Below are 26116 nucleotides of genomic sequence, written 5' to 3' on the forward strand. Positions count from 1 at the left end.
TAGATGAAAAGAAAGAGAATTTCACGTGATTTAAGTTTTCATAAGTACACTATATTGTTTTGCATTATTTCAACACTAATGACTCTTCTTGCTTTTTACTTACTTGGCGCTTATAATTTAATAACTGGAACCGCTATTGTTTTATTGTTTTTTATCGTTTTCTTTCTTTTTTTTAGTATTAATAAAGTAGTCGAATATGATAATAACAACATGTATATTCTTAAGGAGGATAAGACTGAAGTAATTCCTCTAAAAAACATACTCAAAATTAAAATGACTATGACAACTTTAAATCATTCTATTTTTTGGAAAATAACATACCTAAATGAATCAAATACAACTAAAAACATAAGAATTCTTCCTAGAATATGGTATCAAAACTTTTTCTCTTTTAGAGAAGAAGTAAAAAAAGCAAACAAGAATGTTATAATTAAGAATTATAGTCACTCTTTTGACTTCGATCAATAATAAAAAATATGCCATTACTCCAACAAATAGAATTTTTAGAAAAAGTAATTCCAAGTGCAAACAAAATAAATCTAAGTGTTTCAGACAAAAGGGTAGATTGGCACATCGACCATAGTTTAAAAGTAATTATCTATACTAGTAAAGCATTAATTGCATCTAACCCCGAAGATTATAAATGGAAATTTAATAAATGGCGATTTATTATATTTATTAAAGGTTCGTTTCCACGTGGCAAAGCTAAAGCCCCAAAAAGAGTAACACCAAAAGAAATAATTACCACAACAGAAATTCAAGAGCAATTAGCTGAAGCAAAAGAATTGGTTATCAACCTCAAAAACTTACCTAAAAAAAGTAATTTCGAGCATCCAATTTTTGGAATGCTGAAACGAGACAAAAGCATCACTTTTATTGGAATGCACACACAACATCACATTAACATAATAAACGATATTTTAAAAGTTTAATACCTCAACTATGAATATTAAAAGCCTAGCATTAACATTAATCACAATCCCTCTATTTTACAGTTGCGACAGTAACACCTCAACAAAAACAGCAGAAACAACTACTCAAGTTGACAGCACAGAAGTTGCTCGTTTAAACCAATGGTTTGCGGATGTTTTTGAACGTAACTTAATGGATTACCCTCAGTTTTTAACGCGTTTAGGCAGAAAAGACAGACAAGGCGAATTAAACGATATTTCGGAAGCACGAAGATTAAAAGACATAGAGGAAGCTAAAAGTGATTTAGCCGAACTTTTAAAATTCGATCCCAACAAACTTGATGAGCAAACTAAATTATCGTTCCGTTTATATAAACGAAGATTAGAGCGTGAAATTAAGTATGCTAAATACGACCACTACTCTTACCCAGTAAACCAAATGCACGGAATTCAATCAGAATTGCCTTCATTTATGTTAAACATGCATCAAATCGAAAATAAAGAGGATGCATTGGCTTATGTAAGTCGTTTAAATGCAATCAAACCTTTATTCGACCAATTAATCGAAAACTTAAAAATTAGAGCTGACAAAGGTATTATCGTTCCAAAATTTGTATTTGGCCACCTATACAACGATTGCAATAATATTATTGGAGATACTAAAAAAGTAAACGAGAATCTTTTCATTGTTGACCTTACTGATAAACTTGCTAAAACCGAATTGACTGAGGAAGACAAAAAAGAAATTATTACTTCAGCAGAAAAAGCGGTAACAGAATCGGTATTTATAGCTTACCAAAACTTAGTGGCTTATCTAAAAGACTTAGAACAACTAGCAACAACGGATGATGGCGTATGGAAATTTGAAGATGGCGAAAACTTTTACAACTACCGTTTAGAAGAAATTACAACTACCAACCTAACTAGTGATGAAATTTTTAATACTGGAAAAGCTGAAGTAGAACGTATTCATAATGAAATGAAAGCCATTATGAAGCAAGTTAATTTTGAAGGCTCATTACAAGACTTTTTTAAATTTATGAAAGAAGATCAACAATTTTACTATGCAGATGGAGCTGAAGGTAAAGCAAAAATGTTAGCAGGCTATCAAGACATTGTAGATAGTATGGAAGCGCATTTAGATGAAGTGTTTTACACTAAACCTAAAGCACGCATGGAAGTAAAAGCTGTTGAAGAATGGAGAGAAAAATCGGCTGGAAAAGCATTTTACCAAAGAGGAACACCTGACGGAACTCGTAAAGGAACATTTTATGCCAACCTATACAAAATGGCTGACATGCCTACTTACGAAATGGAAGCGTTGGCTTACCATGAAGGTATTCCTGGACATCACATGCAAGGAAGTATTGCTCAAGAATTAACAGACTTACCAGAGTTTAGAAAATACAGTGGCTACACTTCTTATAGTGAAGGTTGGGGCTTATATTGTGAATTATTACCAAAAGAAATGGGCTTTTACCAAGATCCTTATTCTGATTTTGGAAGATTAGCAATGGAATTATGGAGAGCTTGCCGTTTAGTTGTAGATGCTGGTATCCATCAAAAACGTTGGACAAGAGAAGAAGCTATTGCCTTTTTAATGGAAAACACGCCAAACTCTGAAAACTCTTGTACAAAAGCTATTGAGCGTTACATTGTAATGCCTGGACAAGCAACTGCATATAAAGTAGGAATGTTACACATTTTAAAAATGAGAGAAAAAGCAAAAACCGCTTTAGGAGATAAATTCGATATCCGTCAGTTTCACGATATCTTTTTACGTTCTGGCGGAGTTCCATTAGAAATTTTTGAAGAACAAATTGATGAGTGGATTGCAAAAGAAGCTCACTAAAAGACGAAAACAAACATGAATAAAAGCTTATTTGACAATTATAATTTAGCAGGTATAAACTTATCATCACGAATTGTAATGGCACCACTAACCCGTTGCCGAGCAATTGATGGAAACACACCAAACGCTTTAATGGCGGAATATTATGGACAAAGAGCTGGTGCAGGGTTAATTATTGCCGAAGGAACTGCTCCTTCTCCTAACGGATTAGGCTACACCAATATCCCTGGCTTATTTAATGAAAAACAAGCCAATGAATGGAAAAAATCAACTCAAGCTGTTCATGATAAAGGTGGTAAAATTTTTATTCAATTAATGCATACAGGTAGAGTTAGTCACATCGAGAACTTACCTAAGGGAGCAGAAGTTGTTAGTGCCTCAGCTATTGCTCAACCCGGCACAGTAAAAACTTACCTCAACGGACATCTACCCTATACGCTTCCAAAAGAAATGACAATTGAAGATATCCAACATTGCATTAAGGAATTTATTAATTCTTCATCGCTAGCAGTACAGGCTGGGTTCGATGGCATTGAAGTTCATGCTTCACATGGTTATTTACCTAATCAGTTTATTAACGAAGCAAGTAATTCTCGAACTGATGAATATGGAGGAAGTATTGAAAACCGATGTAGATTTACTTTAGACATTGTTAAACAAACAATAAAACACATCGGAAAAGAAAAAGTAGGAATACGTCTTTCCCCTTTTAGTTATGCAGATGAAAACGAAAACCCAGAAACAGTAATAGCAACTTATAAATATTTAGCAAGTGAATTGGATAAGTTAAATATCGCTTATGTTCACCTCAGCCATATGGGAGAAAGAAATCCTTTAAAGTTTAATCTTTGGAAAGAAATAAGAAAACTTTATTCGGGAACACTTATTCTTTGTGGTGATTTTACCAAAGAAACTGCACAGCAAGCATTAGATAATAATGAAGCTGATCTTATTGCTTTTGGTAGAGACTTTATTGCTAATCCTGATTTTGTGGAGCGACTAAAACACAACTACCCTTTGGCGGAAAGAGACAACGAAAAATGGTATGGAAATACATCAGAAGGCTATACAGATTACCCTTTTTATAATGAAAAGTAAATGAATATACTTTCTATTCTCGATTACATTGGTGTTTTTGTTTTTGCTATGAGTGGAATACTTACAGCCTCAAACAAAAAGTTAGATTTATTTGGCGGTTTTATTATTGCTTTTGTTACAGCTCTTGGTGGAGGAACATTAAGAGACCTGCTGTTAAACGTAGAAATTGGCTGGATAATAGAAACAAAATACATCTATATTGTCTTGGCTGGAGCTTTCTTTGCTTTGCTATTCAAAAAAGTAACACAAAAAATGAGTAAAACCATTTTCCTATTCGATACCATAGGAATTGGTTTATTTACCATTTTAGGTGTTCAAAAGGCATTATTACTCAACGCTCCGGTAGAAGTAGCTGTAATGTTTGGAGTTATGACGGCTACTTTTGGCGGTGTAATTAGAGATATTTTATGTACTGAAATTCCTTTAATATTCAGAAAAGAAATTTATGCTACAGCCTGTTTTGTTGGTGCAATTACCTACGTATCTCTAAACTACTTTGGAGTGAATGATATAATAAATACAATTATATCTGGAGCTATTATTATTAGTATTAGAACTGTTGCTGTTATAAAAAAATTGAGTTTACCCCTGATTAACGAAAAATATTAAGTTTTTCAGCTTCCCAATTTTCAATACTTATTCTTTTTTCAAATATAATAGATGTATGTACATTTACACAAAATATAGATTTATGAAATTTTTACTACCAATATTTCTCCTTTTGAGTTTCTCAAACATAAAGGCACAAGCAGATTCAACTTTTATTCGATATATCTACGACCTTGCACTAGAAAATGGCGAAGCTTATGAAAACCTTCGTTCACTTTGTAAAGATATTGGAGCAAGAGTTACTGGTTCTGCTGAAGCAGAAATGGCGGTAAAATGGGGTGAAAAACTATTAAAGTCTTATAATTTCGACAAAGTTTATTTACAAGAAATACAAGTTCCTCATTGGGAAAGAGGAACAACTGAAGCTGCATGGATAGAAAATGAAAAAGGAGATATTTTAAAACTAAACATATTAGCTTTAGGAGGCTCTATTGGCACAAATGGATTAATTAGTGGTGAAGTAATAGAAGTTAAAAATGTAGATGCTCTAAAACTCTTAAATCCAAACGAAATAAAAGATAAAATTGTGTTTTTAAGCGAAGCTTTTAATCAAAAGCACATCAATACATTTTCTGCTTATGGCTATTGTTACCCTTTACGTGGAGATGGTGCTAACGAAGCATCAAAACTAGGTGCTAAAGCTGTAGTTATTCGTTCGTTAGCTACTCCTACCGATAACCATCCTCACACAGGAGTAACTCATTTTGATAAAGATGTAAATAAAATACCTGCAGCAGCAATGAGCACTCAAAATGCAGACATGGTTAGCAAATGGATAAAACAAGGTAAAGTCACTTTAAAAATGGAAATGGATTGTAAAGTTTTTCCTGATGTCACCTCATATAATGTAATTGCAGAAATTACGGGTAAGGACAAAAAAATTATTACACTTGGTGGACACCTTGACTCTTGGGATGTTGGTGAAGGTGCTCATGACGATGGAGCCGGAATTGTTCACAGCATTGAGGCTTTAAGAATTCTTAAAACATTAAACTACAAACCTAACCATACTATTCGTTGTGTTTTATTTATGAATGAGGAAAACGGAAATTTTGGAGGTAAATCTTATGCGAAACTAGCTAAAGAAGCAAATGAAGAACATATTTGTGCTATTGAAAGCGATAGAGGTGGCTTTTTACCTATTGGTTTTGATGTTGTTGAAAATACGAATCATCTAGAATTAGTTAAGCAATATGAAAACTTGCTCTTCGATTACGACTTATTAAAGTTTAAAAATGGGCATGGTGGTGTTGATATCGGACCTTTAAAGGAATATTATCCAGAAATGATGCAATTAGGTATGGCTATAAATTCACAAGAATATTTCAATTATCACCATTCTGAAGCTGATGTTTTTGAGGTTGTTAATAAACGTGAATTAGAATTGGGTGCTGCTGCTATGTCAACAATGGTTTACTTAATGGATATAACCCTAGATTAGTCTTTATAAACATTCCAACCATACTCTTCTACATATTTAGCTAAATTACTTGGCATGCCTTTGGGATTGTCTTTATAGCGATGCATTACACTTACGTGCAATGGTGTATCTGGTAATATCTTTCTGGAATGTCTTCCAAGCCACTTGTAATGCTTTTTAAACTCATTATTTTGCTCTGCTAAAGGATTTAATGCTACAGTGTCTATATGAGGCTGAAATTGCAACTTTTGCTTTTCAGCTTGTTCTTTCATCCAAATCATTGGAATATCACTTAAGGTAAATCCGTTTTTATCAGGAGCATAACTACCTCCAACATCTGAATGAACACCAGAAAACCATACTTGCTTTAAGTCTACCTTCTTTTCAAAATCTTGTTCCCACATAGTCGGTGCAAAATCTTTTCTTAGTTCATCAATAGATAATGCATGTCTAGCTGTTTTAATTATTGAACCTATTTTTTGATCATAAAATAAATGTTTCTCTTTAATAAATCCAAAAATACTAGTTGGCAACCCCATAGAACCTACTGTATCCCAAACACCAACAAAATGAATTGGCACTTTATCTGCAACTGAAAAAAGCTTTCTATAATTTACAGAGAACTCACCACTAGGCTTTTCATTAGGATTTTTATACAATTCGTAAGCTTCATTAATTCTATTGGCATTTTCTTTTTTTAATATACTACAGTTATTCATTAAGCCAGCCAAACTTCTAACGGTATATGCACCCCTACTAAATCCAAATAAAAAGATTTCATCCCCTTCATCATAATTATGCACTATAAAACGATATGCGTCCATAATATTCTTATCTAAACCAGCACCAAAAGCACCACCTTTTAAACTGTTGTGGTATGAACCTATTCCCCAATCATAAAAGACAATTTGTGCAACACCTTTATCATCAACTGGTTTTACTGCTCTTGAGAACTTTAAAACATTAGTTGGAAAATCTTCATTTAAGTTTTCTTCTGGCTTATTCCAAGTTCCATCCGAACAAATCACAATACGTTTCATTTTTACATGTTTTTATACCGTTAATAAAATTGCATAAAAAAAAACTCATTTCAAAACATCCAAACTGCAAGTTTAATCGTTTATATATACAGAAACCCCTTAAACTGACGGCCATGATAAACAACAGCAAAAAAACTCCTTTCACAATTTACTTCATAAGTAATTCCGGCAACAGTTATCTTTCAGAATATATTGATACTGATATTTACTACGAAAGCTACGACATTAGCTTTGCAAACTTTGATATAAAAAAATTGAGCGTTAAAAAGCCAGCAGCTATTGTAGTGGATTTGTATTTTACAGAAAGTTCATGGAAAGAACTTATAGAAAGTTTAATAACAAACTTTAAAGATGAGCAAATCTATTTCTTGTCACCCGAGTTTTCTGAACATAACTTACACTTTCTAAAAGATAAACAAGCAAACCATTATTTTTCTAGTTTTAGCTTAGATATAATTAAACACATCAATAATCTAATTGAAGGCATAGAAAATAATAACGACTTATCTGATGTCGGCTAGTTTGAACTGATTGCTTTGTTTTTATTTACAGCATCGTAAATAACTTGTTGAATATCTGTTCTAATATTCATTCTCAATAGCTTTTTATTTTCAGCATCCGGAAACGTTCTATTCGATAAAAACACGTAAACAATATTTTCTACTGGGTCAGCCCAAGCAATTGTTCCTGTAAAACCAGAGTGACCAAAACTCAAATAGGAAACACAACTGCATGTTGGCCCACCTTCACCATCTGTTACTGGTTTATCAAATCCTGCTCCTCTTCTATTTCCATCTACACAAAACTGGCATTTAATAAACTCATTTAGTGTAGTGTCCTTGATATATCGCTCTCCCCCATACTCACCTTTATTTACGTACATCTGCATAAGTTTACCTAAATCATTTGCATTTGAAAAAAGACCAGCATGCCCACCAACACCACCTAACATTGCTGCTCCTGGATCATGAACATCTCCATGTATAATTTGTTTTCTAAATATTTTATCATCCTCTGTTGGAGGAATTCTATCTAAAGAAAATCGATTTCTTGGTAAATAACCAGATGTTGACATCCCCATTTGGCTATAGATGTTACCAACATAATCATTGAGTTTTTCTCCAGTTTGCTTCTCCGCTATTTTTAATAAAAAGTAATACCCTAAATCACTGTACTTATATTCCTTTTCTTTTAAAGGACCTTTTAATATGCGTTGATAAATAATATCAGGATAATGTTGATTGATATAAATATTTTTTGCAACTCTGTAAGGATAAAAATTAGATGAATCACTACTATAAATAACAGGGTCTAACTCTTTATTCCTTATAGTTTTTAAATAAAAAGGAACCCATGCTTGCAATCCTGATTGATGAGCTAATATTTCTCTTAAATTTAAGTTGCCATAATCAGAAGTATCCGGAATTAAATCACTCAAATAATCACATAAATTCAAATCTAAGCTAAACTTTTCTTGGTCTTGCAACTGCATCACTGTAAGTAATGTCGAGGCCACTTTAGTTATCGATGCTAAATCATAAATATCTGAATTCTTAACCTGAATTAAACTATCATAAGTATGGTAGCCAAATGATTTATTATAGATTACATTTCCATCTTTTGCAACAAAAACTTGACAACCAGGGTAAGCTCCCTCCATAACTCCACTGAGCGCTATACTATCAATTTTGTATAAATCATTTTCAGGAATACCAATCTCTTCCGAAACAACATAACTAAAACGACCTAAAGGTTCAATATCAATTCCAGCACCTACTTTATACTTTTCAGATACGCTTACAGGCAATTTACCAGTTGCTCCTATAGCACCAAACAACAATTCAGCAACAGCATGGTTTGTATATTTATTGTTTTGATAAGCAGAGATCAACGAAGAGACATCTTCTAAAGCGTCAAAACCTATCAAACTATATGGGTTCATAAAATCCACCAAAACAACATTACAATCGGTTACATTTAATTTTTCAACTAACCTTTTTGCATTTGTCGATATTTTATACTTTTTCCAAGGATTTTTATCTGAATTATGAAACGAAACAATAACAGTATTAAACTTCTTTAAATCCTCTATCCAACTAATCAAATTATCATCTGTAATATCTTGAGCATTAAAATTGGCAACACTACTATACAACCCTAAAGAACTTTGAAAATCTTCAAATTCACCATCACCTATTGCTATAGAAGCAATATTCAATGTGTCTAATCGCTTAAAAGGAATTAAATCATTTTCATTTTTCAACACAGTCAATGCTTTCTGAAACAACTTCTTGTTCAACAATTCATATTCCTTTTTATTTAAATCTGCAGTTAAGTTTTTTAGCTTAACTTGATTATTAGTATTTAAACCAGCCCATTCTTTAGCTACTAATATTTTCAAACATCTTCTATCAATCTCCTCAACGGAAATATCTGCATTAGCTATCGCATTTTTAATTTCAGTAATTGCTGTAGGTACATCTTCAGAAAACAATAACACATCATTTCCTGCTAATAATGCTTTTACATCAACTATTCCTGGTTTATAAAAAGAACTTACTCCTTTCATATTTAAAGCATCTGTAAAAATCAAGCCTTTAAAACCAAGACTATCTTGTAACAAGTTTGTTACTACGTTTTTAGACAATGTAGTTGCTGTATTGGGTGTATTCTCATAAGCTGGAATATACAAATGAGCAACCATCATACTCGCCAACTCATTTTCAATCAATTGTTTAAATGGATAAAGCTCTACAGAATCCATTCTATTCACATCATGATTTATAATTGGCAAAGATTTATGAGAATCCATATCTGTATCACCATGACCAGGGAAATGTTTGGCATTTGCCAACACATTTACTGATTGCATACCTTTCATATACGCAACTCCCTTTTGAGCTACATTGTATTTATTTTCTCCAAAAGAACGCGCATTAATAATAGGGTTCTTCGGATTTACATTCACATCTACAACAGGGGCAAAATTAACTTGAATCCCTAATCGTTGACACTGTTCTCCAATATCAACCCCCATTTCATAAATCAATTTTTCATCTTGAATCGCTCCTAAAGTCATTTGATATGGATACTTAACCGTACTATCCAAACGCATAGCTAATCCCCATTCGCCATCAATAGAAATCATTAAAGGAATCTTTGATATTTTTTGGTAACGGTTATATAAACGTGCTTGTCGCTCTGGACCTCCTTGCATAAAAATCAAACCACCAATTTTGTTTTCAGTAATTAATTTCTCTATGGCCAACTCGTGCTTCTCATCTTTGTTTGAATAAGCTGCAACCATTAACATTTGTGCAATTTTTTCATCAATTGTCATTGTTTGTAAAACAGAATCAGCCCAATTTGATGGAGTTTTAAAAAATGGTGGATCATTTTCTTTTTTCCCTAAACCCTTATCCAATAATGGAGAGATAAAAGCACTAGAAATAAAAAACACAAAAAGCAATACAATTCCACCTATTTTATTCATTCTTAAAATTTTAATAATGCTCTAAAATTAACTTTAAAAGAGAGCTATTTATAAGTGTTCAAAAGGGATTATCAACAACCAATTATTTATATCTGTATAGTTAAAAATTAGTTATTAAAGTTTTCAACAAGCCCCTTGGTTTGAACGCAAATTGAACTACTTTTGACATCAAATTTTTTAACATAAAAACGCAAATAAAATGCCATCTATTATTGAATTAGAAAAAATTGCTTCTCAAGTACGTAGAGATATTGTAAGAATGGTTCACGCCGTAAGCTCAGGTCACCCTGGTGGCTCTTTAGGTTGTACCGACTATTTAGTTGCTTTATATTTTGATATTATGAATCATAATGCGAAGTTTAATATGGATGGGACTAACGAGGATATCTTCTTCTTATCAAATGGTCATATTTCACCTGTTTTTTATAGCGTTTTAGCTCGCTCTGGTTATTTCCCAGTAGAAGAATTAAAAACATTTAGAAAATTAAACTCTCGCTTACAAGGACACCCAACAACTCACGAAGGATTGCCTGGAATTAGAATTGCTAGTGGCTCTTTAGGTCAAGGTATGTCTAACGCAATTGGAGCTGCTTTAACAAAAAAGCTAAATAATGACAAAGGAATTGTTTACTCACTTCATGGTGATGGCGAAATTCAAGAAGGACAAATATGGGAAGCTGCAATGTATGCCGCACACAATAAGGTTGATAATTACATTGCAACAATAGATTATAACCAAAAACAAATTGACGGAAGTCTTGATGAAGTTCTAGGGTTAGGAGATATAAAAGCAAAATGGCAAGCTTTTGGATGGGATGTTATGGAAATGGATGGAAACAACATGCAAAACCTGTTAGATACATTAAACGAAGCTAAAACACACTTAGGCAAAGGAAAACCCGTTATGATAATAATGAAAACTGAAATGGGACAAGGAGTTGACTATATGATGCATACACACAAATGGCATGGCTCTGCTCCTAACGACGAACAATTAGCTTTAGCATTAGCACAATTAGAAGAAACTTTAGGCGACTACTAAAATTTGAAAGAAATAAAAAAACATATAAAGCACACCTTACTTGCTCTTAGCCTGCTAATTGCCTTTCATTCTTTTGCCCAAACTAAGCAAAAAACAAGAATACTTTTTGTATTAGATGGATCTCAAAGTATGCTTGGAAGATGGGGAGACGAGCAAAAGATGAAAGTAGCTACTCGTTTGTTAAGCAACCTGATGGACAGTATGCAATCTATGGGAAATGTAGAAGTGGCTTTAAGAGTTTATGGCCACCAATACTCTGTAGCTGCAGGAAATAGAAGTTGCGAAGACACAAAACTAGAAGTACCATTCTCTAGTAATAGCTTTGGTAAAATAAAAAGTAAACTATTAGATATTCGCCCTCAAGGAACCACTCCTATTGCTTATTCACTAGAGCAAACAAAGGATGACTTCCCATCATGTAATAACTGTAAAAACATCATCATTTTAATTACTGACGGAATTGAAGAATGTGATGGAGATCCTTGCGCAGTTGCTTTAGCTCTCCAAAAAAATGGAGTTACCTTAAAACCATTTGTAATTGGAATGGGATTAGACCTAGAAACAATTGAAGCATTTAGATGTGTTGGTAGCTTTTTCGAAGCAAAAGACCAAGAATCTTTTAAAAATGTATTACAAATTGTTATTTCACAAGTAATGAACAACACAACTGTTCAAGTAAATTTAATTGATACTAACGGTGAACCAACAGAAACTAATGTAAACATGACTTTTTATGATAATCACTCCAAGTCTATTGAATATAACTTTATTCATACTTTTAATAGCTACGGAGTTCCTGACACTGTTCCTATTAATCCTGCTTTAAATTATGACTTAACCGTTCACACCTTACCAGAGGTAAAAAAAGAAAATATTAAAATTATTGCAGGAAAACACAATATCATAGCATTAGATGCTCCTCAAGGAATGTTAAAACTTGAGATGAGCGGGTTAAACGAATATGATGATTTAAAGTGTTTAGTAAAAAAACAGGGCGATTTAAACGTATTTCATGTTCAGAACTTTGACGAAACAACAAAATACATCGTTGGTAATTATGACTTAGAAATACTAACCCTTCCCCGCACTATCATCAAAAATGTAAATATAGCTCAAAGCCACACTACAAAAGTTTTTATTCCAGATCCAGGTATAGCCACCATATTTTTACCAGCGAGAGGTATCACCTCAATTTTCACAGAAGAAAACAACCAATTAAAATGGATATACAATATTGATCAAAACACAACTAGAGAAACCATTGTATTACAACCAGGAAAATACAGGGTTGTTAATAGAGGCTTAAACAGTAACAAAGTAATTTACACACAAGAAAAATCATTTACTATATCATCAGGAACATCAGTTCAAATTAAATTTTAAAATGAAAAAGTACACCTACACCGAAAAAAAAGATACACGTTCAGGATTTGGAGACGGACTAACTGAATTAGGAAGAGAAAACCCTAATGTAGTTGCTCTTTGTGCCGATTTAACTGGCTCGTTAAAAATGAACCAATTTGAAAAAGAAAATCCTGACCGATTTTTTCAAATTGGTATTGCAGAAGCAAACATGATTGGTATTGCAGCAGGGATGACTATTGGCGGTAAAATTCCTTTCACAGGGACGTTTGCAAACTTCTCAACTGGTAGAGTTTATGATCAAATTCGTCAAGCTGTTGCTTACTCTGGTAAAAATGTAAAAATATGTGCTTCACACGCTGGGCTTACTTTAGGTGAAGATGGAGCAACACATCAAATATTAGAAGATATAGGATTGATGAAAATGCTACCAGGAATGACTGTAATTAACCCTTGTGATTACAATCAAACAAAAGCTGCTACCAAAGCTATAGCAGACCTTGATGGACCAGTTTACTTAAGATTTGGTCGTCCATCTGTCCCTGTTTTTATGAACGAACCATTTATTATTGGTAAAGCAATAACTCTAAATGAAGGTACTGATGTAAGTATTTTTGCTACTGGCCATTTAGTATGGGAAGCAATATTAGCATGTGAAGAACTGGAAGCTAAAGGAATTAGTGCCGAAATAATAAATATTCACACAATTAAACCTTTAGACGAAAAAGCAATTTTAGAATCAGCAAATAAAACTAAATGTATTGTTACCGCTGAAGAGCACATGATGAATGGAGGTTTAGGCGATAGTATTGCTCAATTAATTTCTAGAAATAATCCAATGCCAATTGAATATGTTGCTGTAGATGATAGCTTTGGAGAAAGTGGTACTCCAAGTGAATTAATGGAAAAATATGGATTAAATGCTGAGAGCATTATAAAAGCTGCCGAAAGAGCTATTGCCCGTAAAGCTTAATAATTTAAAAAAGTATAATATAGAGCCACTAATAATTATTAGTGGCTTTTTTATTTACAAGAAAACACCAGCATAAAACGCCTTAAATTCTTATTTACACGCAAAGGAATTCCAAAAATAAATTAGATTTTACCTTTTTAAAAAATGAAAAAAGTAAAACTTAAAGTAAAACATCTCAATAATCTGGAAAACAAATATTTAAAATTTGAATTTGACAGATTGTCATGCTTAACTCCGTGGTATTTTAGACTATTTTAATACACAAAACATCACCTAAAGACTAAAACTAATCATCTTTATTTTTTAGATAATTACACCAAATATTAAGTATGTTAGTTACTAAAAAGAATTATTTGAAATTGATTAAAGTAAAAGAATTTTAATAAAAAAAACATCCTCCCTACTCCAACTTTTAAAAACTAAATCACAAAAAAAAGCCTCGCAATTGCTAAGCTTTTCTTTTATATTTTAAACACAAACTATCTTAATCTATCTGCTGCCCTAACCAATTCATCATCTTTTTTAATAAATCTAAGAGAAACATACACAAGTATTAAACATAAAACTGGTATAGCGGCTCCAAACTTCAATCCAACCATTACATCACTAGGGTTTAAACTTATGATTGATTTAGCAACATCCGAATACATAACAATAGCTACAACTTGTAATGTAATTAATAAAATATTTAGCTTTAATAACTTAATCTGTAGCTGACGTTTCTTATAAAGAAATATAACAATAATAGAAACTAACATTATTAAACCTTGTAAAACACCCACTCCCATATTTTTAGCAATTACTTCATCTGCGTTTTCACTTAAAAAAGTTTTATATGCACTCATAAGATAAGTAGCATCTCCTCCTGTAAACTCAAATAGCGGTATATAAGAAAACACTATACTCAATAAAACAACAATAACTAACAACAATGATTGAATTCTCTGTATCATAATATATTTTTTTTTGTAAAGATAGTGATGCTATTTAAACAATTAATTGTTTATTAAATAAAATCTAACACACATCAATTCTACGTTTGTTCTTTAATTTTGCTTTATGTGGTCAAAAATTCCAAATTGGTTAAAAAACAAATATGCTATTACAATAGTAATATTCATTGTTTGGTTATCTTTTTTTGATCAAAATAATTTTCTTGTTCAGTACGATTTTAAAAAAGAACTGAGAAGCCTTAATCAGGATAAAAGATTTTATTTAGAAGAAATAAAAAAAACAAAAATTGAACTCGAAGAATTAACCACCAATCCTGTTACTCTCGAGAAATTTGCTCGCGAAAAATACCTGATGAAAAAAGACAATGAAGAGATTTTTGTCTTTGAGCTTGAAAAAGAATAAAGCCTTACTTTTCAGTTCTATCAGTTTCATTGTTTTAACTATCTTTGTTGTGTTTACAAAGTATTTTACATGAGCTTATTTAACGATTTCAAATCAATATCTCACCAAGATTGGTTAGAGAAAATAACGCAAGACTTAAAAGGAAAAGATTTTTCAGAAACTTTAATCTGGAAAACAGATGAAGGAATTAATGTTCAACCCTTTTACGATGCTGAAACATTAAATGACAATGTTTCTCAAAATTTCGATTTAACCAATTGCAATAATGATTGGGAAATAAGGGAACAAGTTGAAATTAAAACAATTAAAGAAGCGAACCAACTTGCTTTAAATGCATTAAAAGGTGGTGCCAACAGCATTCAATTTAATGGCAATATTGAAAATCAGAATGAAATGAATGAATTATTAGCAGATATAATGCTTGATATCATTCATATTCACTTTTACACTTCAACCCCTGACCAAACCCTTAACTTCTTTAATACTTTTATTGAAAATAATAATATTGATAAAGCGCTTTTAAAAGGCTCTATCACTTATGATTATTTAGGAGAATTGTTAATTTCAGGAAATTGGAGCAAAGATGAAAAAACGGATTTCAACGACTTGTTTAATATTCAAAACAAAACCTCATTAAAAACAATAACTATTCGAGGAGATTATTATGCTAATGCAGGAGCTACAATTACTCAAGAAATAGCATACACATTAAATCAAACTATTGAATACATTGACCAATTAACAGAAAGAGGAATATCTGCCGAAAGAGCTATTAATAATATCTCTTTCAACCTTGGAATCAATTCAAATTATTTTTTTGAAATTGCAAAAATTAGAGCTTTTAAAATTTTGTGGCAATTAATTACCAAAACTTATGGTATTGAAGGTGTTGAAGCAAATATTCACGCTCAGACATCAAATTACAACATAGCAGCTCAAGATGCTCAAACAAATATTTTACGAACGACCACAGAGGGTATGTCAGCCGTTTTAGGTGGATGTAATAGCTTAAGTATTACTCCATTCAACTCTTCTTATGAAGCGCCAAGTGATTTTACTTTAAGAGTTGCTCGTAATATTCAAATTATATTAAAAGAAGAAGCTTATTTAAACAAAGTAAAAGATGCTTCTAAAGGAGCTTATTACATTGAAAATTTAACTGATGAATTAGTTACTAAATCATTAGACTTATTTAAAGAAGTTGAAAATAATGGTGGCTTTTTAGCTAATATAAAAAACGATACAATTCAAAATAGTATTGAGGAAGTTAACTTAAAAAAGGAAACTGAATATAAAGATGGAACTCAATCTTTACTTGGCGTTAATATTCATATAAATAATATGGAAAACTCACCTAAAGCTATTATAAATCAAGATCATAATAGTAACGGTAGCATTAAACACCTTAAACAAATAAATATTCCACAACTAATTGCTCAACAAGGAACTTCTCATGCCTAACGAAATAAAAATTATAAAATCAGTTCCTTTTGAATACGGCACCATTGAGTTAAGAAGTGATGAAGTAATAACTTACGAACCAAAAGAAGGAGTTACCTCATTTACAATGCCTCAATTAGAGTTAATGCTCGATATTTTACTTGATTTATCTAACGGTACTCCAAAACCATACTTTTCAAACAATACAAATTTAAAAAGCATAGATACAGAAGAAAGATTGTATATCACAAAACATATTCACCGGTTTGCTAGCAAATTTGCTATGACAGAGAATTCTGCAATAACAAGGTTTATAACGCATACTTTCATGCAATTATCTAGGCCATCTATTCCGGTAAAAATGTTTAAAACAAAGCAAGAAGCTATTAATTGGCTAAAATCATAGAATAAACACTAAAAATATGAAACCTGATTTTTCAAAATTAACTTATACAGCTCCAAAAATTGATTCAAAACCAACTCAATTAAATGGAGAATCTTGGTTAACATCAGAGCAAATCGACATAAAACAAAGCTTCACTAAAGAAGACATTAAGAATTTAACACATTTAAATTATGCTGCAGGTATTGCTCCAAATTTAAGAGGCCCATACTCTACAATGTATGTAATGCGGCCTTGGACTATTCGCCAATATGCTGGTTTTAGTACTGCAGAAGAATCAAATGCATTTTACCGCAGAAACCTAGCTGCTGGTCAAAAAGGACTTTCTGTTGCTTTCGATTTAGCTACACATCGAGGTTATGATTCAGATCATCCCCGAGTTGTTGGAGATGTAGGAAAAGCTGGTGTTGCAATTGATTCGGTTGAAGACATGAAAGTGTTGTTTGATCAGATTCCATTGGATGAAATGTCTGTATCTATGACCATGAATGGTGCTGTATTACCGATATTAGCATTCTACATTGTTGCAGCTCAAGAGCAAGGTGTAGACAAAAAACTATTAGCAGGTACAATTCAAAACGACATTTTAAAAGAGTTTATGGTTAGAAATACATACATCTACCCACCTCTTCCATCAATGCAAATTATTGCTGATATTTTTAAATACACTTCTCAAAATATGCCAAAATTTAACTCAATAAGCATATCGGGGTACCATATGCAAGAAGCTGGTGCTACTGCTGATATTGAGTTAGCATATACTTTAGCCGATGGTTTAGAGTATTTAAGAACTGGAGTAAACTCAGGAATGGACATCGATACTTTTGCTCCTCGTCTTTCTTTCTTTTGGGCAATTGGCATGAATCATTTTATGGAAATTGCTAAAATGCGAGCTGCTCGTATGTTATGGGCAAAAATTGTAAAACAGTTTAATCCTAAAAATGATAAATCATTAGCACTAAGAACGCATTGTCAAACTAGTGGTTGGAGTTTAACTGAACAAGATCCTTTTAATAATGTAGCTCGAACATGCATAGAAGCTATGGCGGCAGCTTTAGGAGGCACACAATCATTACACACAAATGCACTAGATGAAGCAATTGCTTTGCCTACTGATTTCTCTGCAAGAATTGCAAGAAACACTCAAATATACATTCAAAAAGAAACTGAAATTTGTAGAACAGTTGACCCTTGGGGAGGTTCTTATTATGTAGAATGGCTGACCAACGAAATTGCTGAAAAAGCATGGAAACTAATTGAAGAAGTAGAAGAATTAGGTGGTATGGCTAAGGCAATTGAAAAAGGTGTACCCAAACTAAGAATTGAAGAAGCAGCTGCTCGAAAGCAAGCTAAAATTGATTCTGGAAAAGAAATTATTGTTGGCGTCAATGAATATAAAATTGAGAAAGAAGAAGAATTAGAAATTTTAGATGTTGATAACAACTTAGTAAGAAAAGGACAAATTGAAAGATTAGAAAAAATTAAAGCCACTAGAAATAACGAAAAAGTTAAACAGACACTACAACATTTAACCGAAGTTGCAAAAACAAAAAATGGCAACTTACTAGAAGCTGCTGTTGAAGCAGCTAAAGAAAGAGCTACGCTTGGTGAAATTTCTGACGCTTTGGAAGAAGTTTACGGGAGATACCAAGCTCAAATTCGTTCGGTTAGTGGTGTTTATAGTTCAGAAGCTATGGAGGATAAAGATTTTATTAAAGCACGTGAATTAACCAATAAGTTTGCTGAATTAGAAGGTAGAAGACCTAGAATTATGGTTGCTAAAATGGGACAAGATGGTCATGATAGAGGCGCAAAAGTAATTTCTACTTCTTTTGCTGACATCGGTTTTGATGTTGATATAGGCCCTTTATTCCAAACTCCAGAAGAAGCAGCAAAACAAGCAGTAGAAAATGATGTTCACATATTAGGTGTATCATCTTTAGCTGCTGGGCACAAAACATTAGTTCCTCAAGTTATTGAAGAATTAAAAAAATTAGATAGAGAAGATATTATGGTTATTGTTGGTGGAGTTATTCCTCAACAAGATTATGAATACCTTTTTAATGCTGGTGCGGTTGGTGTTTTTGGACCTGGAACTAAAATAAGTAAAGCAGCGATAGAAATTGTAGAAATATTGATAGAGAGTTATTCTGAATAGAATGAATACATTAAATCTAAGCTTTCCACTCATCCTATTAATATCTTTGTTCAGCTGTAAAAATGAACAAAAGGAATTAATTACATCAAATCAACCCGATTCTATTAAAGAAATTATAATAGATCCATACACCATTATTGGCGAACACCATTTCCTAAATGGTTATGAAGCAAAAACAGCAGAAGGCAATATAAATGTTGTTGTAGAAATACCTACCGGCAGTGTGGACAAATGGGAAGTGGACAAAACTGATGGTAGTTTGAAATGGCAAATACTAGAAGATGGTCCCCGTAAAGTTAACTACTTGGGTTACCCTGGTAATTATGGAATGATACCCAAAACTTATTTACCTAAAGATTTAGGTGGAGATGGCGACCCTTTAGATGTAATTGTTTTAGGTCCTGCCGTAAAAAGAGGAAGTATTATAGAATGTAAAATTATTGGTGTTATAGAATTATTAGATAGAGGCGAACAAGACGACAAGTTAATTGCCGTTATGAAAGATACCCCTTTCTATTTGGTTAACTCTATAGATGAGTTGAAGCAAAGTTTTAATGGTGCTTTAGATATAGTTACTACTTGGTTTTCAAATTACAAAGGCCCAGGCAAAATGGAAATTCAAACAGTTGCAGAAAAAGAAAGAGCTGATGAGATTTTAGAAGCTTCAATAAAAGCTTATAAAAATGCGAATGAAACTCATTAAATGAAAAACCTAAAAACAAAAATAGCAGGTATTATTTTGTTGTTTATCGCAATAGGCTTAGCTAATTGCCGCCAAGAAAAAATGTTTTTCCACCCTACTTCACTGACTGCTGATTACGAGTTTAAATTTAGCAATAACTTTATTGAGTATAAAATACCGGTAGAAGACAAAATAACTTTAAACGGATTGTTATTTAAAGCTGAACAGCCTAAAGGATTGGTTTTTTACTTACACGGCAATGCTGGGGCACTTGATACTTGGGGCGAAATTGCTGACTTCTACACCCAAAATAATTATGATGTTTTTATTTTAGATTATCGTGGATTTGGTAAAAGTGAAGGAAGAATTGAAAACGAAGGCCAATTTTTAAATGATGTACAATTAGTTTACGACAGCTTAAAAACTGATTATCTTGAAGAAAATATTATTGTAATTGGTTATTCTATTGGCACATGCCCTGCAGCTTATGTTGCGGCAAAAAACAACCCAAAACATTTAGTTTTAAAAGCACCATATTACAGTATGCTAGATTTAGTTCATCACTACTACTCTTTTGTTCCCGGTTTTATGGTGAAATACAAATTAAGAACTAACGAATATGTAAAAGAAGTAAAAGCACCTATTACTATTTTCCATGGTACTGATGATAAGATTATCCCCGTTGAAAATGCTTATAAATTACAAGCCATTTTAAAACCAGCTAACGACACCTTAATTATAGTTGAAGGTAAAACTCACCACGGTGTTGGGAATTGGAATGAATATAAAAGTGAATTAACTAATATTTTAAAATAAAAACTCCATTTATTCTTTTAACATAAAAAAGAAATGAAAAATAAAGAGGTTAGTTGGACTGAATGTGAAGAGTGTAAAGGACACGGGACAAAAACAAGAAGATTTCGAAAGAATTCGAAACTTCACAAACAAAACATTTCAAATGAATTAGAAACAAATAACAATAAAAACACCCGCCCCCCTCTTAATAAACATCTAATTACATGTTCAACCTGTTCAGGCTCTGGATTAAATCCTTCTGATAGCTTCCCGATTGCTGATAAAGAAACATATCCACAAGTTGCTATAATTGGTGGTGGAATTGGCGGTGTAGCTTTAGCTGTGGCTTGCTTACATCGCAAAATTCCTTTTACAATTTTTGAGCGTGATAATAGCTTCGATGCTCGATCTCAAGGTTATGGTCTTACTTTACAACAAGCTAGTAAAGCAATTAAAGGATTTGGTCTTTTCTCGTTAAAAGGAGGCCTTATTTCTACACGACATGTAGTTCATAATACCGAAGGAAAAGAACTTGTTGAGTGGGGAAAAAGAATAAGTAACCCTAATGGTAAAATAACATCCCAGAAGCGAGTAAATATTCATATTCCCCGTCAGTCATTACGATTAGCTTTACTCGAACAACTAGTAGTACAAGATACTGTTCATTGGGGGCATCAGTTAATAGACTTTAAAGAATGTGAAGATAAAAGTGTTGAACTAACTTTCCAAGTAAACGGAAAGACAAAAAAAACCAAAGCAGACCTAGTAGTTGGTGCCGATGGTATTCGTAGTTCTGTTCGTAAGTTACTGATTGATGAAGAAAACACTCCCTTACGTTATTTAGGCTGTATGGTAATTTTAGGCATTTGCCCTTTAAATAATCTCAAAGATCTTAATAGCCCTTTGCTAGATTCTGCTACTGTATTTCAAACAGTTAATGGTTCAGATCGAATTTATATAATGCCTTTTTCTTCTGACTCGATTATGTGGCAATTTAGTTTTCCAATATCAGAACAAAAAGCTAAGACATTAAGTGAGCAAGGAGCTAAAGCTCTTAAAAATGAAGCCTATAGTAGAATGATGCAATGGCATAGTCCTATTCCTCAAATTATAGAAAAGAGCCCGGCAACTGAAATCACTGGATATCCAGCATATGACAGGGAATTACTCGATAAATCATTATTAGAGAATGCAGGTCCAATAACCTTGATTGGCGATGCAGCTCACCCTATGAGTCCATTTAAAGGGCAGGGAGCAAATCAAGCTCTTCTAGATGCACTTTCATTAGCAAGAGAAATCACAAATAAATGTAGTCATTCATCTCAATGGAGAGAATCTGGAATAAGAAAAAGTATATTAACAGAATTCGAATCAGAGATGTTATCTCGTAGTGCTTCAAAGGTAAAAGCTTCAGCTGAAGCAGTAAAACTCTTACACTCTAAAAGAGTACTTCGAGAAGGCGATGGACCAAAAGGTCGAGCATTAAAATAAATTAAGCTTTTTAGTCGTTAGTTTAACTATAATTTTTCCTGAAGTCTAAACTTTCAACCGAGCTTGCCAACTATCTTTTAGTGGAGCTTTAAAAATTGTATCAAATTCTCTTTTTGTGGTAATGGTATTATTAAACACTAAGGTATTATCAGCAATTGTCCCTTCTTCAATTAGCTTACCAAAGTCTTCCATTTTAACTGGAATAGCTTTATCGTTATTTAAGTAAGCTAAATTCATACGATTTAAGAATTCAGTTTCTAACTGCTCTTCCATCTTCTTCATTAAATTAACAGAAGCATCTTGAGCTCTACCACACATGGTTGCTCCTTCTTCATCAACAAAGAACACTACAAACAAATTGTACAAAATATCGAAATCAGCTTTCAACATACTTCCATGAGACTCCCAAGAATTAATAAAGTCATCAATCTCAACTTTTAAAAATGCGATATCATCATTATCTAAATGTGTTGCTGCTTGGTAAATCCAAACTTTCGCATTATCAGGATATGTTTTATATTCTTCGTTCATTCTATAAATCGTTTGCTTTTGCAATTAATTCAGCTAAATCAAACACTTTTACTTCGTGTTCTTTTTCTTTTAACTTCACCCCATCAGTCATCATTGTCATACAAAATGGACAACCCGTCGCAATAATATCTGGCTTAATACCTAATGCTTCTTCTGTACGCTCAATGTTTACTTCCTTATCTCCCTTCTCTGCTTCTTTAAACATTTGTGCTCCTCCAGCTCCGCAACAAAAGCCTTTCGATTTGCATCTTTTCATTTCAACCAATTCAGCATCTAATTTTTCAATCAACTGTCTTGGTGCTTCATACACATCATTGGCTCTACCTAAATAACATGGGTCATGAAAGGTGATTTTTTTACCTTTAAACGAACCTCCTTCAATGGTAAGCTTTCCATCATTTATTAATTGTTGAATAAATTCAGAGTGGTGTAAAACTTCATAGTTTCCTCCTAACTCAGGATATTCATTTTTAAGTGTATTAAAACAATGCGGACAAGTGGTAACTATCTTTTTTATTTCATAAGCATTTAACACCTGAATATTCCCCATGGCTTGCATCTGAAACAAAAACTCATTTCCGGCACGTTTAGCAGGGTCACCTGTACAACTTTCTTCAGTACCAAGTACCGCAAAATTAACACCTACATGATTTAAAATTTTAACAAATGCTCGAGTAATTTTCTTTGCTCTATCATCAAAACTTCCAGCACACCCTACCCAAAACAAAACATCTGGTTGCTGACCAGAAGCCATCAACTCTGCCATTGTTGGCACTTTTAATTCACTCATAATTTATTTTTTAAAAACTTCTACTTTGGCATCTCTCACCTCTAAATCTGTAAACTTACCTTCGTATCGTGTTGCTCTAACAATATGATTATCTATCCAATGGTAGTTACCTCCTCTAGGTTTACCCATCATCATTCCATGATATTTAAATCCATGTCTATCCAACCATTCTGTTGTTACTTGTCTATGATCTTCTAATCTAGAAGTGAAAAAAGTGATGATATGACCTTCTTCATACCATTTATTAATTGTTTCTAAAGCACCTTCGTAAATTTTAGCAGTTGCCATTCGCTCTGGTTCTTCATTTGGAATATCATCACAAATAGTTCCATCTATATCAATTAAATAGTTTTTTACATCTTCTGGTAAAACAGGACTAATCTTTTGTCCATCAACAATTTTGTCTTCTAAACTTTTATTCTTCATTTTTCCAATTCAATCGGTCTGCTTGAGCAAATTGCCAAGGAGCACCATTATTTTCAATATTTGTAAATACTCCAGTCCATTCGCTTGGAGCTTTTGATTCTTCCATGATTAAATATCTACGTAAATCAACGATAACAGAAAGCGGGTCGTTGTTTACCGGACAAGCTTCTGTACAAGCATTACAACTTGTACAAGCCAATAATTCTTCTTCTGTAATGTAATCTCTCAATAATGATTTTCCATCATCATAATCAGCTCCATTTTTATCAATACCTTTTCCTACCTCTGTTAAACGATCTCTTGTATCCATCATTATTTTACGAGGAGACAATGCTTTACCAGTAGTATTTGCTGGACATACATCACTACATCTACCACACTCAGTACATGTGTAGCTATCCATTAGCTGCTTCCAAGTTAAATCTTTAACATCTTTTGCTCCAAATCTTTGTGGTTCTCCAACAGGCTCAGCAGGTGCAGCGTATGGATCAGCATTTGGGTCAAACATTAACTCTACTTCTTTTTTTACTGCTGCCATATTATCTAATTCACCTTTAGGTGTTAGTTTAGAATAAAACACATTTGGAAATGCTAATAAAATATGGAAATGTTTAGAATAAGGTAAATAGTTTAAGAATGCAAAAATACCAATGATGTGAAACCACCATAAACCTCTTTCTATCATCACTAGACTTTCTATAGATGCAGCACTAAACATTTTAACAAATACTCCACTTACTGGAAAAGTTCCAACCTGTGTATAATGATCAGCATCTAAATTTTGCAATTGAGTATCTGCTGCATTCATCAACAAAAATGCACCCATCAATAAAATTTCAGTAATCAAAATTAAGTTCGCATCTGACTTAGGCCATGACGTCATTTCTTTTAGGTGAAAACGTTTAATTCTTAGCACGTTTCTTCTAATTAAGAAAACAACACACGCAAGTAAAACAGCTAAAGCTAAAAATTCAAATATTGAAATCAATCCAGTATAAAGAGAACCTAGTGGTGCAAACAACCTATGGTTACCAGTAATACCATCCAATACAATTTCTAAAACCTCAATATTGATTATTAAAAATCCAGCATAAACCACTATATGAAGTAAACCTGAAACTGGACGAACAACCATTTTAGATTGACCAAGTGCCACTCTTGCCATTAAAGAAAAACGTTCGCTTTTTTTATCCGATCTATCTAGGTCTTTTCCTAGTTTAATGTTTCTTATTATCGTTTTAACATTTTTAGCAAACAAGAATGATGCTCCTAATAGTAAAACAACAAAAACAATTGATGATATCATAAAATTAAATTATTAGTCTTTATCCTTTCTTCCAAAAACAGAGAAATGAACATACCTTTTTGGATGTTCTTTAAAATCAATTAAAAGTCTATCTAGATTTACAGAAACAGAATCTAAATGATTGTATAAACTATCATTATTCATCAACTGTCCCATTGTCCCTTCTCCATTATTAATTTTAGTCATTATATCGGTCATGTTCTCAAAGGTTTTTTGAGCTGATTCCATAGTAGATTTTAAGTCAAGAGATGCTAGAGAATCTCCTAAGTTTTTATAAGTTTTTAAGGTCGGTTTTACAACAGTTTTAATAGTGTTGTTTAACTCTAAAGCTAGCACATTGTAACTCTCTACAGTTGTATTTAATTTCACTAAAGCTAATTCTAAGTTTCTTTTGTTTTTAACATTTAAAACTTCATTTAGATTATTTAATGTTTTAGACAAACCAGAAACAGCTATATTAAGAGAGTCCATTAAATTTTCAGCCTTTTGTTTTATTGGTAAAATTTGCTCACTTACATCATCTAACATCGACATTTCAATATCCGCTTGTAAAGTATCTCCATCTAACAATTCTGTCTTACTGTTGCCTACTTTTAATGCAATTGCCTTAGAACCTAGAAAATCCATACTAATAAGACTTGCAAAAGAATTATTTGGAATTATATAATCATTTTCTGTGATTAAAAGTTCTACCACAACACTGCCTGATTGATTTGGGTGAAAATAAATAGATTCAACTACTCCTATTTGAAATCCATTTATAAGTATTGGTGATGATTTTGCTAAACCTGCAACAGAAGGATAAACTGTATATACAGTTTTAGTTTTGAATAGTAAATTCGTTCCTTTTAAATAATTATAACCCCACACAAGTAGAGCTATAGATAACATAGCTACAAACCCAACTTTTACTTCTTTAGAAATTTTCATTTATATAA

At 32.5% G+C, this 26116-nt stretch carries 25 protein-coding genes; 17 read left to right on the forward strand and 8 right to left on the reverse strand.

The window, feature by feature from the left end; all coding sequences use genetic code 11:
- Positions 1–3: 3 nt before the first annotated feature.
- The 6 genes from FRY74_RS00235 (at position 4) to FRY74_RS00260 (ending at position 5911) form a co-directional block, all read left to right on the forward strand.
- Entirely contained in the window at positions 4–468 is a 465-nt protein-coding gene (locus FRY74_RS00235) for a hypothetical protein (RefSeq protein ID WP_147097471.1), read from the forward strand.
- An 8-nt stretch (positions 469–476) separates the two neighbouring features.
- Positions 477–932 carry a hypothetical protein gene (locus FRY74_RS00240; RefSeq protein ID WP_147097473.1) on the forward strand — a complete coding sequence of 152 codons (456 nt, stop codon included), beginning with the start codon at positions 477–479 and terminating at the stop codon, positions 930–932.
- A gap of 10 nt (positions 933–942) precedes the next feature.
- A complete protein-coding gene (locus tag FRY74_RS00245) occupies positions 943–2763 on the forward strand; it encodes a DUF885 domain-containing protein (RefSeq protein ID WP_223265790.1) in 1821 nt (606 codons plus the stop codon).
- A 15-nt stretch (positions 2764–2778) separates the two neighbouring features.
- Positions 2779–3861 (forward strand): alkene reductase, encoded by a 1083-nt coding sequence (locus tag FRY74_RS00250; protein WP_147097475.1) that lies wholly within the window; start codon positions 2779–2781, stop codon positions 3859–3861.
- On the forward strand, positions 3862–4470 hold the full coding sequence (locus FRY74_RS00255; protein ID WP_147097477.1) for a trimeric intracellular cation channel family protein: 609 nt from the start codon (positions 3862–3864) through the stop codon (positions 4468–4470).
- Between the two features lie 82 nt (positions 4471–4552).
- Complete coding sequence (locus FRY74_RS00260; RefSeq protein ID WP_223265791.1) at positions 4553–5911, forward strand: M20/M25/M40 family metallo-hydrolase; 1359 nt, start codon at positions 4553–4555, stop codon at positions 5909–5911.
- Here the strand turns inward: FRY74_RS00260 and FRY74_RS00265 are convergent.
- Complete coding sequence (locus FRY74_RS00265; protein ID WP_147097482.1) at positions 5908–6930, reverse strand: DUF2235 domain-containing protein; 1023 nt, start codon at positions 6928–6930, stop codon at positions 5908–5910. The genes FRY74_RS00260 and FRY74_RS00265 overlap by 4 nt on opposite strands.
- A 113-nt stretch (positions 6931–7043) precedes the next feature.
- Between FRY74_RS00265 and FRY74_RS00270 the strand changes: the two genes are divergently transcribed.
- Positions 7044–7451: a hypothetical protein gene (locus FRY74_RS00270; protein ID WP_147097484.1), complete on the forward strand. Its 408-nt coding sequence runs from the start codon at positions 7044–7046 to the stop codon at positions 7449–7451.
- On the opposite strand, the gene FRY74_RS00275 is transcribed toward FRY74_RS00270, so the two are convergent.
- Positions 7448–10423 carry a glycoside hydrolase family 3 N-terminal domain-containing protein gene (locus FRY74_RS00275; RefSeq protein ID WP_147097486.1) on the reverse strand — a complete coding sequence of 992 codons (2976 nt, stop codon included), beginning with the start codon at positions 10421–10423 and terminating at the stop codon, positions 7448–7450. The two genes, FRY74_RS00270 and FRY74_RS00275, sit on opposite strands and share 4 nt — an antisense overlap.
- A gap of 199 nt (positions 10424–10622) precedes the next feature.
- On the opposite strand from FRY74_RS00275, the gene FRY74_RS00280 reads away from it, so the two are divergent.
- From FRY74_RS00280 to FRY74_RS00290, 3 genes are read left to right on the forward strand one after another with little or no spacing between them, the layout of a single operon-like run.
- On the forward strand, positions 10623–11465 hold the full coding sequence (locus tag FRY74_RS00280) for a transketolase (protein ID WP_147097487.1): 843 nt from the start codon (positions 10623–10625) through the stop codon (positions 11463–11465).
- Positions 11466–11468: 3 nt separating this feature from the next.
- Positions 11469–12848 carry a vWA domain-containing protein gene (locus FRY74_RS00285; protein WP_147097489.1) on the forward strand — a complete coding sequence of 460 codons (1380 nt, stop codon included), beginning with the start codon at positions 11469–11471 and terminating at the stop codon, positions 12846–12848.
- Position 12849: 1 nt separating this feature from the next.
- Positions 12850–13800 (forward strand): transketolase family protein, encoded by a 951-nt coding sequence (locus FRY74_RS00290; RefSeq protein ID WP_147097490.1) that lies wholly within the window; start codon positions 12850–12852, stop codon positions 13798–13800.
- Positions 13801–14279: 479 nt separating this feature from the next.
- On the opposite strand, the gene FRY74_RS00295 is transcribed toward FRY74_RS00290, so the two are convergent.
- The gene (locus tag FRY74_RS00295; protein WP_147097492.1) at positions 14280–14753 is read right to left on the reverse strand and encodes a DUF4293 family protein; all 474 of its coding nucleotides are present in this window, start codon (positions 14751–14753) and stop codon (positions 14280–14282) included.
- A gap of 106 nt (positions 14754–14859) precedes the next feature.
- Here FRY74_RS00295 and FRY74_RS00300 point away from each other — a divergent pair, with 106 nt between their 5' ends.
- The 7 genes from FRY74_RS00300 to FRY74_RS00330 all read left to right on the forward strand — a co-directional run bounded on the left by FRY74_RS00300 (position 14860) and on the right by FRY74_RS00330 (position 22125).
- Positions 14860–15156: an FtsB family cell division protein gene (locus tag FRY74_RS00300; RefSeq protein ID WP_147097494.1), complete on the forward strand. Its 297-nt coding sequence runs from the start codon at positions 14860–14862 to the stop codon at positions 15154–15156.
- Positions 15157–15225: 69 nt separating this feature from the next.
- A complete protein-coding gene (locus FRY74_RS00305; RefSeq protein ID WP_147097496.1) occupies positions 15226–16617 on the forward strand; it encodes a methylmalonyl-CoA mutase family protein in 1392 nt (463 codons plus the stop codon).
- Positions 16610–17002 (forward strand): DUF7793 family protein, encoded by a 393-nt coding sequence (locus tag FRY74_RS00310; protein WP_147097498.1) that lies wholly within the window; start codon positions 16610–16612, stop codon positions 17000–17002. The genes FRY74_RS00305 and FRY74_RS00310 overlap by 8 nt, the downstream gene beginning before the upstream one ends.
- Positions 17003–17018: 16 nt before the next feature.
- Entirely contained in the window at positions 17019–19157 is a 2139-nt protein-coding gene (scpA, locus tag FRY74_RS00315; protein WP_147097499.1) for a methylmalonyl-CoA mutase, read from the forward strand.
- 1 nt (position 19158) lies between these two features.
- Positions 19159–19860 (forward strand): inorganic diphosphatase, encoded by a 702-nt coding sequence (locus tag FRY74_RS00320; RefSeq protein WP_147097502.1) that lies wholly within the window; start codon positions 19159–19161, stop codon positions 19858–19860.
- Positions 19861–20655, forward strand: coding sequence for an alpha/beta hydrolase (locus FRY74_RS00325; protein ID WP_147097504.1), 795 nt, complete (start codon positions 19861–19863; stop codon positions 20653–20655).
- 33 nt (positions 20656–20688) lie between these two features.
- Positions 20689–22125: an FAD-dependent oxidoreductase gene (locus FRY74_RS00330; protein ID WP_147097506.1), complete on the forward strand. Its 1437-nt coding sequence runs from the start codon at positions 20689–20691 to the stop codon at positions 22123–22125.
- A gap of 45 nt (positions 22126–22170) precedes the next feature.
- On the opposite strand, the gene FRY74_RS00335 is transcribed toward FRY74_RS00330, so the two are convergent.
- The 5 genes from FRY74_RS00335 to FRY74_RS00355 are packed head-to-tail and all read right to left on the reverse strand — an operon-like array spanning position 22171 to position 26108.
- Positions 22171–22656 (reverse strand): ABC transporter ATPase, encoded by a 486-nt coding sequence (locus FRY74_RS00335; RefSeq protein ID WP_147097508.1) that lies wholly within the window; start codon positions 22654–22656, stop codon positions 22171–22173.
- A 1-nt stretch (position 22657) separates the two neighbouring features.
- On the reverse strand, positions 22658–23446 hold the full coding sequence (locus FRY74_RS00340) for a (Fe-S)-binding protein (RefSeq protein WP_147097510.1): 789 nt from the start codon (positions 23444–23446) through the stop codon (positions 22658–22660).
- 3 nt (positions 23447–23449) lie between these two features.
- On the reverse strand, positions 23450–23872 hold the full coding sequence (locus FRY74_RS00345) for an LNS2 domain-containing protein (RefSeq protein WP_147097512.1): 423 nt from the start codon (positions 23870–23872) through the stop codon (positions 23450–23452).
- Positions 23862–25178: a (Fe-S)-binding protein gene (locus tag FRY74_RS00350; RefSeq protein ID WP_147097514.1), complete on the reverse strand. Its 1317-nt coding sequence runs from the start codon at positions 25176–25178 to the stop codon at positions 23862–23864. The genes FRY74_RS00345 and FRY74_RS00350 overlap by 11 nt, the downstream gene beginning before the upstream one ends.
- A 12-nt stretch (positions 25179–25190) precedes the next feature.
- On the reverse strand, positions 25191–26108 hold the full coding sequence (locus FRY74_RS00355; RefSeq protein ID WP_147097516.1) for an MlaD family protein: 918 nt from the start codon (positions 26106–26108) through the stop codon (positions 25191–25193).
- Between the last annotated feature and the right edge of the window lie 8 nt (positions 26109–26116).

The organism is Vicingus serpentipes, from assembly GCF_007993035.1.
GTDB classification, from domain to species: Bacteria; Bacteroidota; Bacteroidia; order Flavobacteriales_E; family Vicingaceae; genus Vicingus; species Vicingus serpentipes.

Excerpts from the sequence above, each read along its gene's own strand:
- FRY74_RS00235 (WP_147097471.1), top strand. The coding sequence starts at position 4 with ATGAAAAGAAAGAGAATTTCACGTGATTTAAGTTTTCATAAGTACACT.
- FRY74_RS00240 (WP_147097473.1), top strand. The coding sequence starts at position 477 with ATGCCATTACTCCAACAAATAGAATTTTTAGAAAAAGTAATTCCAAGT.
- FRY74_RS00245 (WP_223265790.1), top strand. The coding sequence starts at position 943 with ATGAATATTAAAAGCCTAGCATTAACATTAATCACAATCCCTCTATTT.
- FRY74_RS00250 (WP_147097475.1), top strand. The coding sequence starts at position 2,779 with ATGAATAAAAGCTTATTTGACAATTATAATTTAGCAGGTATAAACTTA.
- FRY74_RS00255 (WP_147097477.1), top strand. The coding sequence starts at position 3,862 with ATGAATATACTTTCTATTCTCGATTACATTGGTGTTTTTGTTTTTGCT.
- FRY74_RS00260 (WP_223265791.1), top strand. The coding sequence starts at position 4,553 with ATGAAATTTTTACTACCAATATTTCTCCTTTTGAGTTTCTCAAACATA.
- FRY74_RS00265 (WP_147097482.1), bottom strand. The coding sequence starts at position 6,930 with ATGAAACGTATTGTGATTTGTTCGGATGGAACTTGGAATAAGCCAGAA.
- FRY74_RS00270 (WP_147097484.1), top strand. The coding sequence starts at position 7,044 with ATGATAAACAACAGCAAAAAAACTCCTTTCACAATTTACTTCATAAGT.
- FRY74_RS00275 (WP_147097486.1), bottom strand. The coding sequence starts at position 10,423 with ATGAATAAAATAGGTGGAATTGTATTGCTTTTTGTGTTTTTTATTTCT.
- FRY74_RS00280 (WP_147097487.1), top strand. The coding sequence starts at position 10,623 with ATGCCATCTATTATTGAATTAGAAAAAATTGCTTCTCAAGTACGTAGA.
- FRY74_RS00290 (WP_147097490.1), top strand. The coding sequence starts at position 12,850 with ATGAAAAAGTACACCTACACCGAAAAAAAAGATACACGTTCAGGATTT.
- FRY74_RS00295 (WP_147097492.1), bottom strand. The coding sequence starts at position 14,753 with ATGATACAGAGAATTCAATCATTGTTGTTAGTTATTGTTGTTTTATTG.
- FRY74_RS00300 (WP_147097494.1), top strand. The coding sequence starts at position 14,860 with ATGTGGTCAAAAATTCCAAATTGGTTAAAAAACAAATATGCTATTACA.
- FRY74_RS00305 (WP_147097496.1), top strand. The coding sequence starts at position 15,226 with ATGAGCTTATTTAACGATTTCAAATCAATATCTCACCAAGATTGGTTA.
- FRY74_RS00310 (WP_147097498.1), top strand. The coding sequence starts at position 16,610 with ATGCCTAACGAAATAAAAATTATAAAATCAGTTCCTTTTGAATACGGC.
- scpA (WP_147097499.1), top strand. The coding sequence starts at position 17,019 with ATGAAACCTGATTTTTCAAAATTAACTTATACAGCTCCAAAAATTGAT.
- FRY74_RS00320 (WP_147097502.1), top strand. The coding sequence starts at position 19,159 with ATGAATACATTAAATCTAAGCTTTCCACTCATCCTATTAATATCTTTG.
- FRY74_RS00325 (WP_147097504.1), top strand. The coding sequence starts at position 19,861 with ATGAAAAACCTAAAAACAAAAATAGCAGGTATTATTTTGTTGTTTATC.
- FRY74_RS00330 (WP_147097506.1), top strand. The coding sequence starts at position 20,689 with ATGAAAAATAAAGAGGTTAGTTGGACTGAATGTGAAGAGTGTAAAGGA.
- FRY74_RS00335 (WP_147097508.1), bottom strand. The coding sequence starts at position 22,656 with ATGAACGAAGAATATAAAACATATCCTGATAATGCGAAAGTTTGGATT.
- FRY74_RS00340 (WP_147097510.1), bottom strand. The coding sequence starts at position 23,446 with ATGAGTGAATTAAAAGTGCCAACAATGGCAGAGTTGATGGCTTCTGGT.
- FRY74_RS00345 (WP_147097512.1), bottom strand. The coding sequence starts at position 23,872 with ATGAAGAATAAAAGTTTAGAAGACAAAATTGTTGATGGACAAAAGATT.
- FRY74_RS00350 (WP_147097514.1), bottom strand. The coding sequence starts at position 25,178 with ATGATATCATCAATTGTTTTTGTTGTTTTACTATTAGGAGCATCATTC.
- FRY74_RS00355 (WP_147097516.1), bottom strand. The coding sequence starts at position 26,108 with ATGAAAATTTCTAAAGAAGTAAAAGTTGGGTTTGTAGCTATGTTATCT.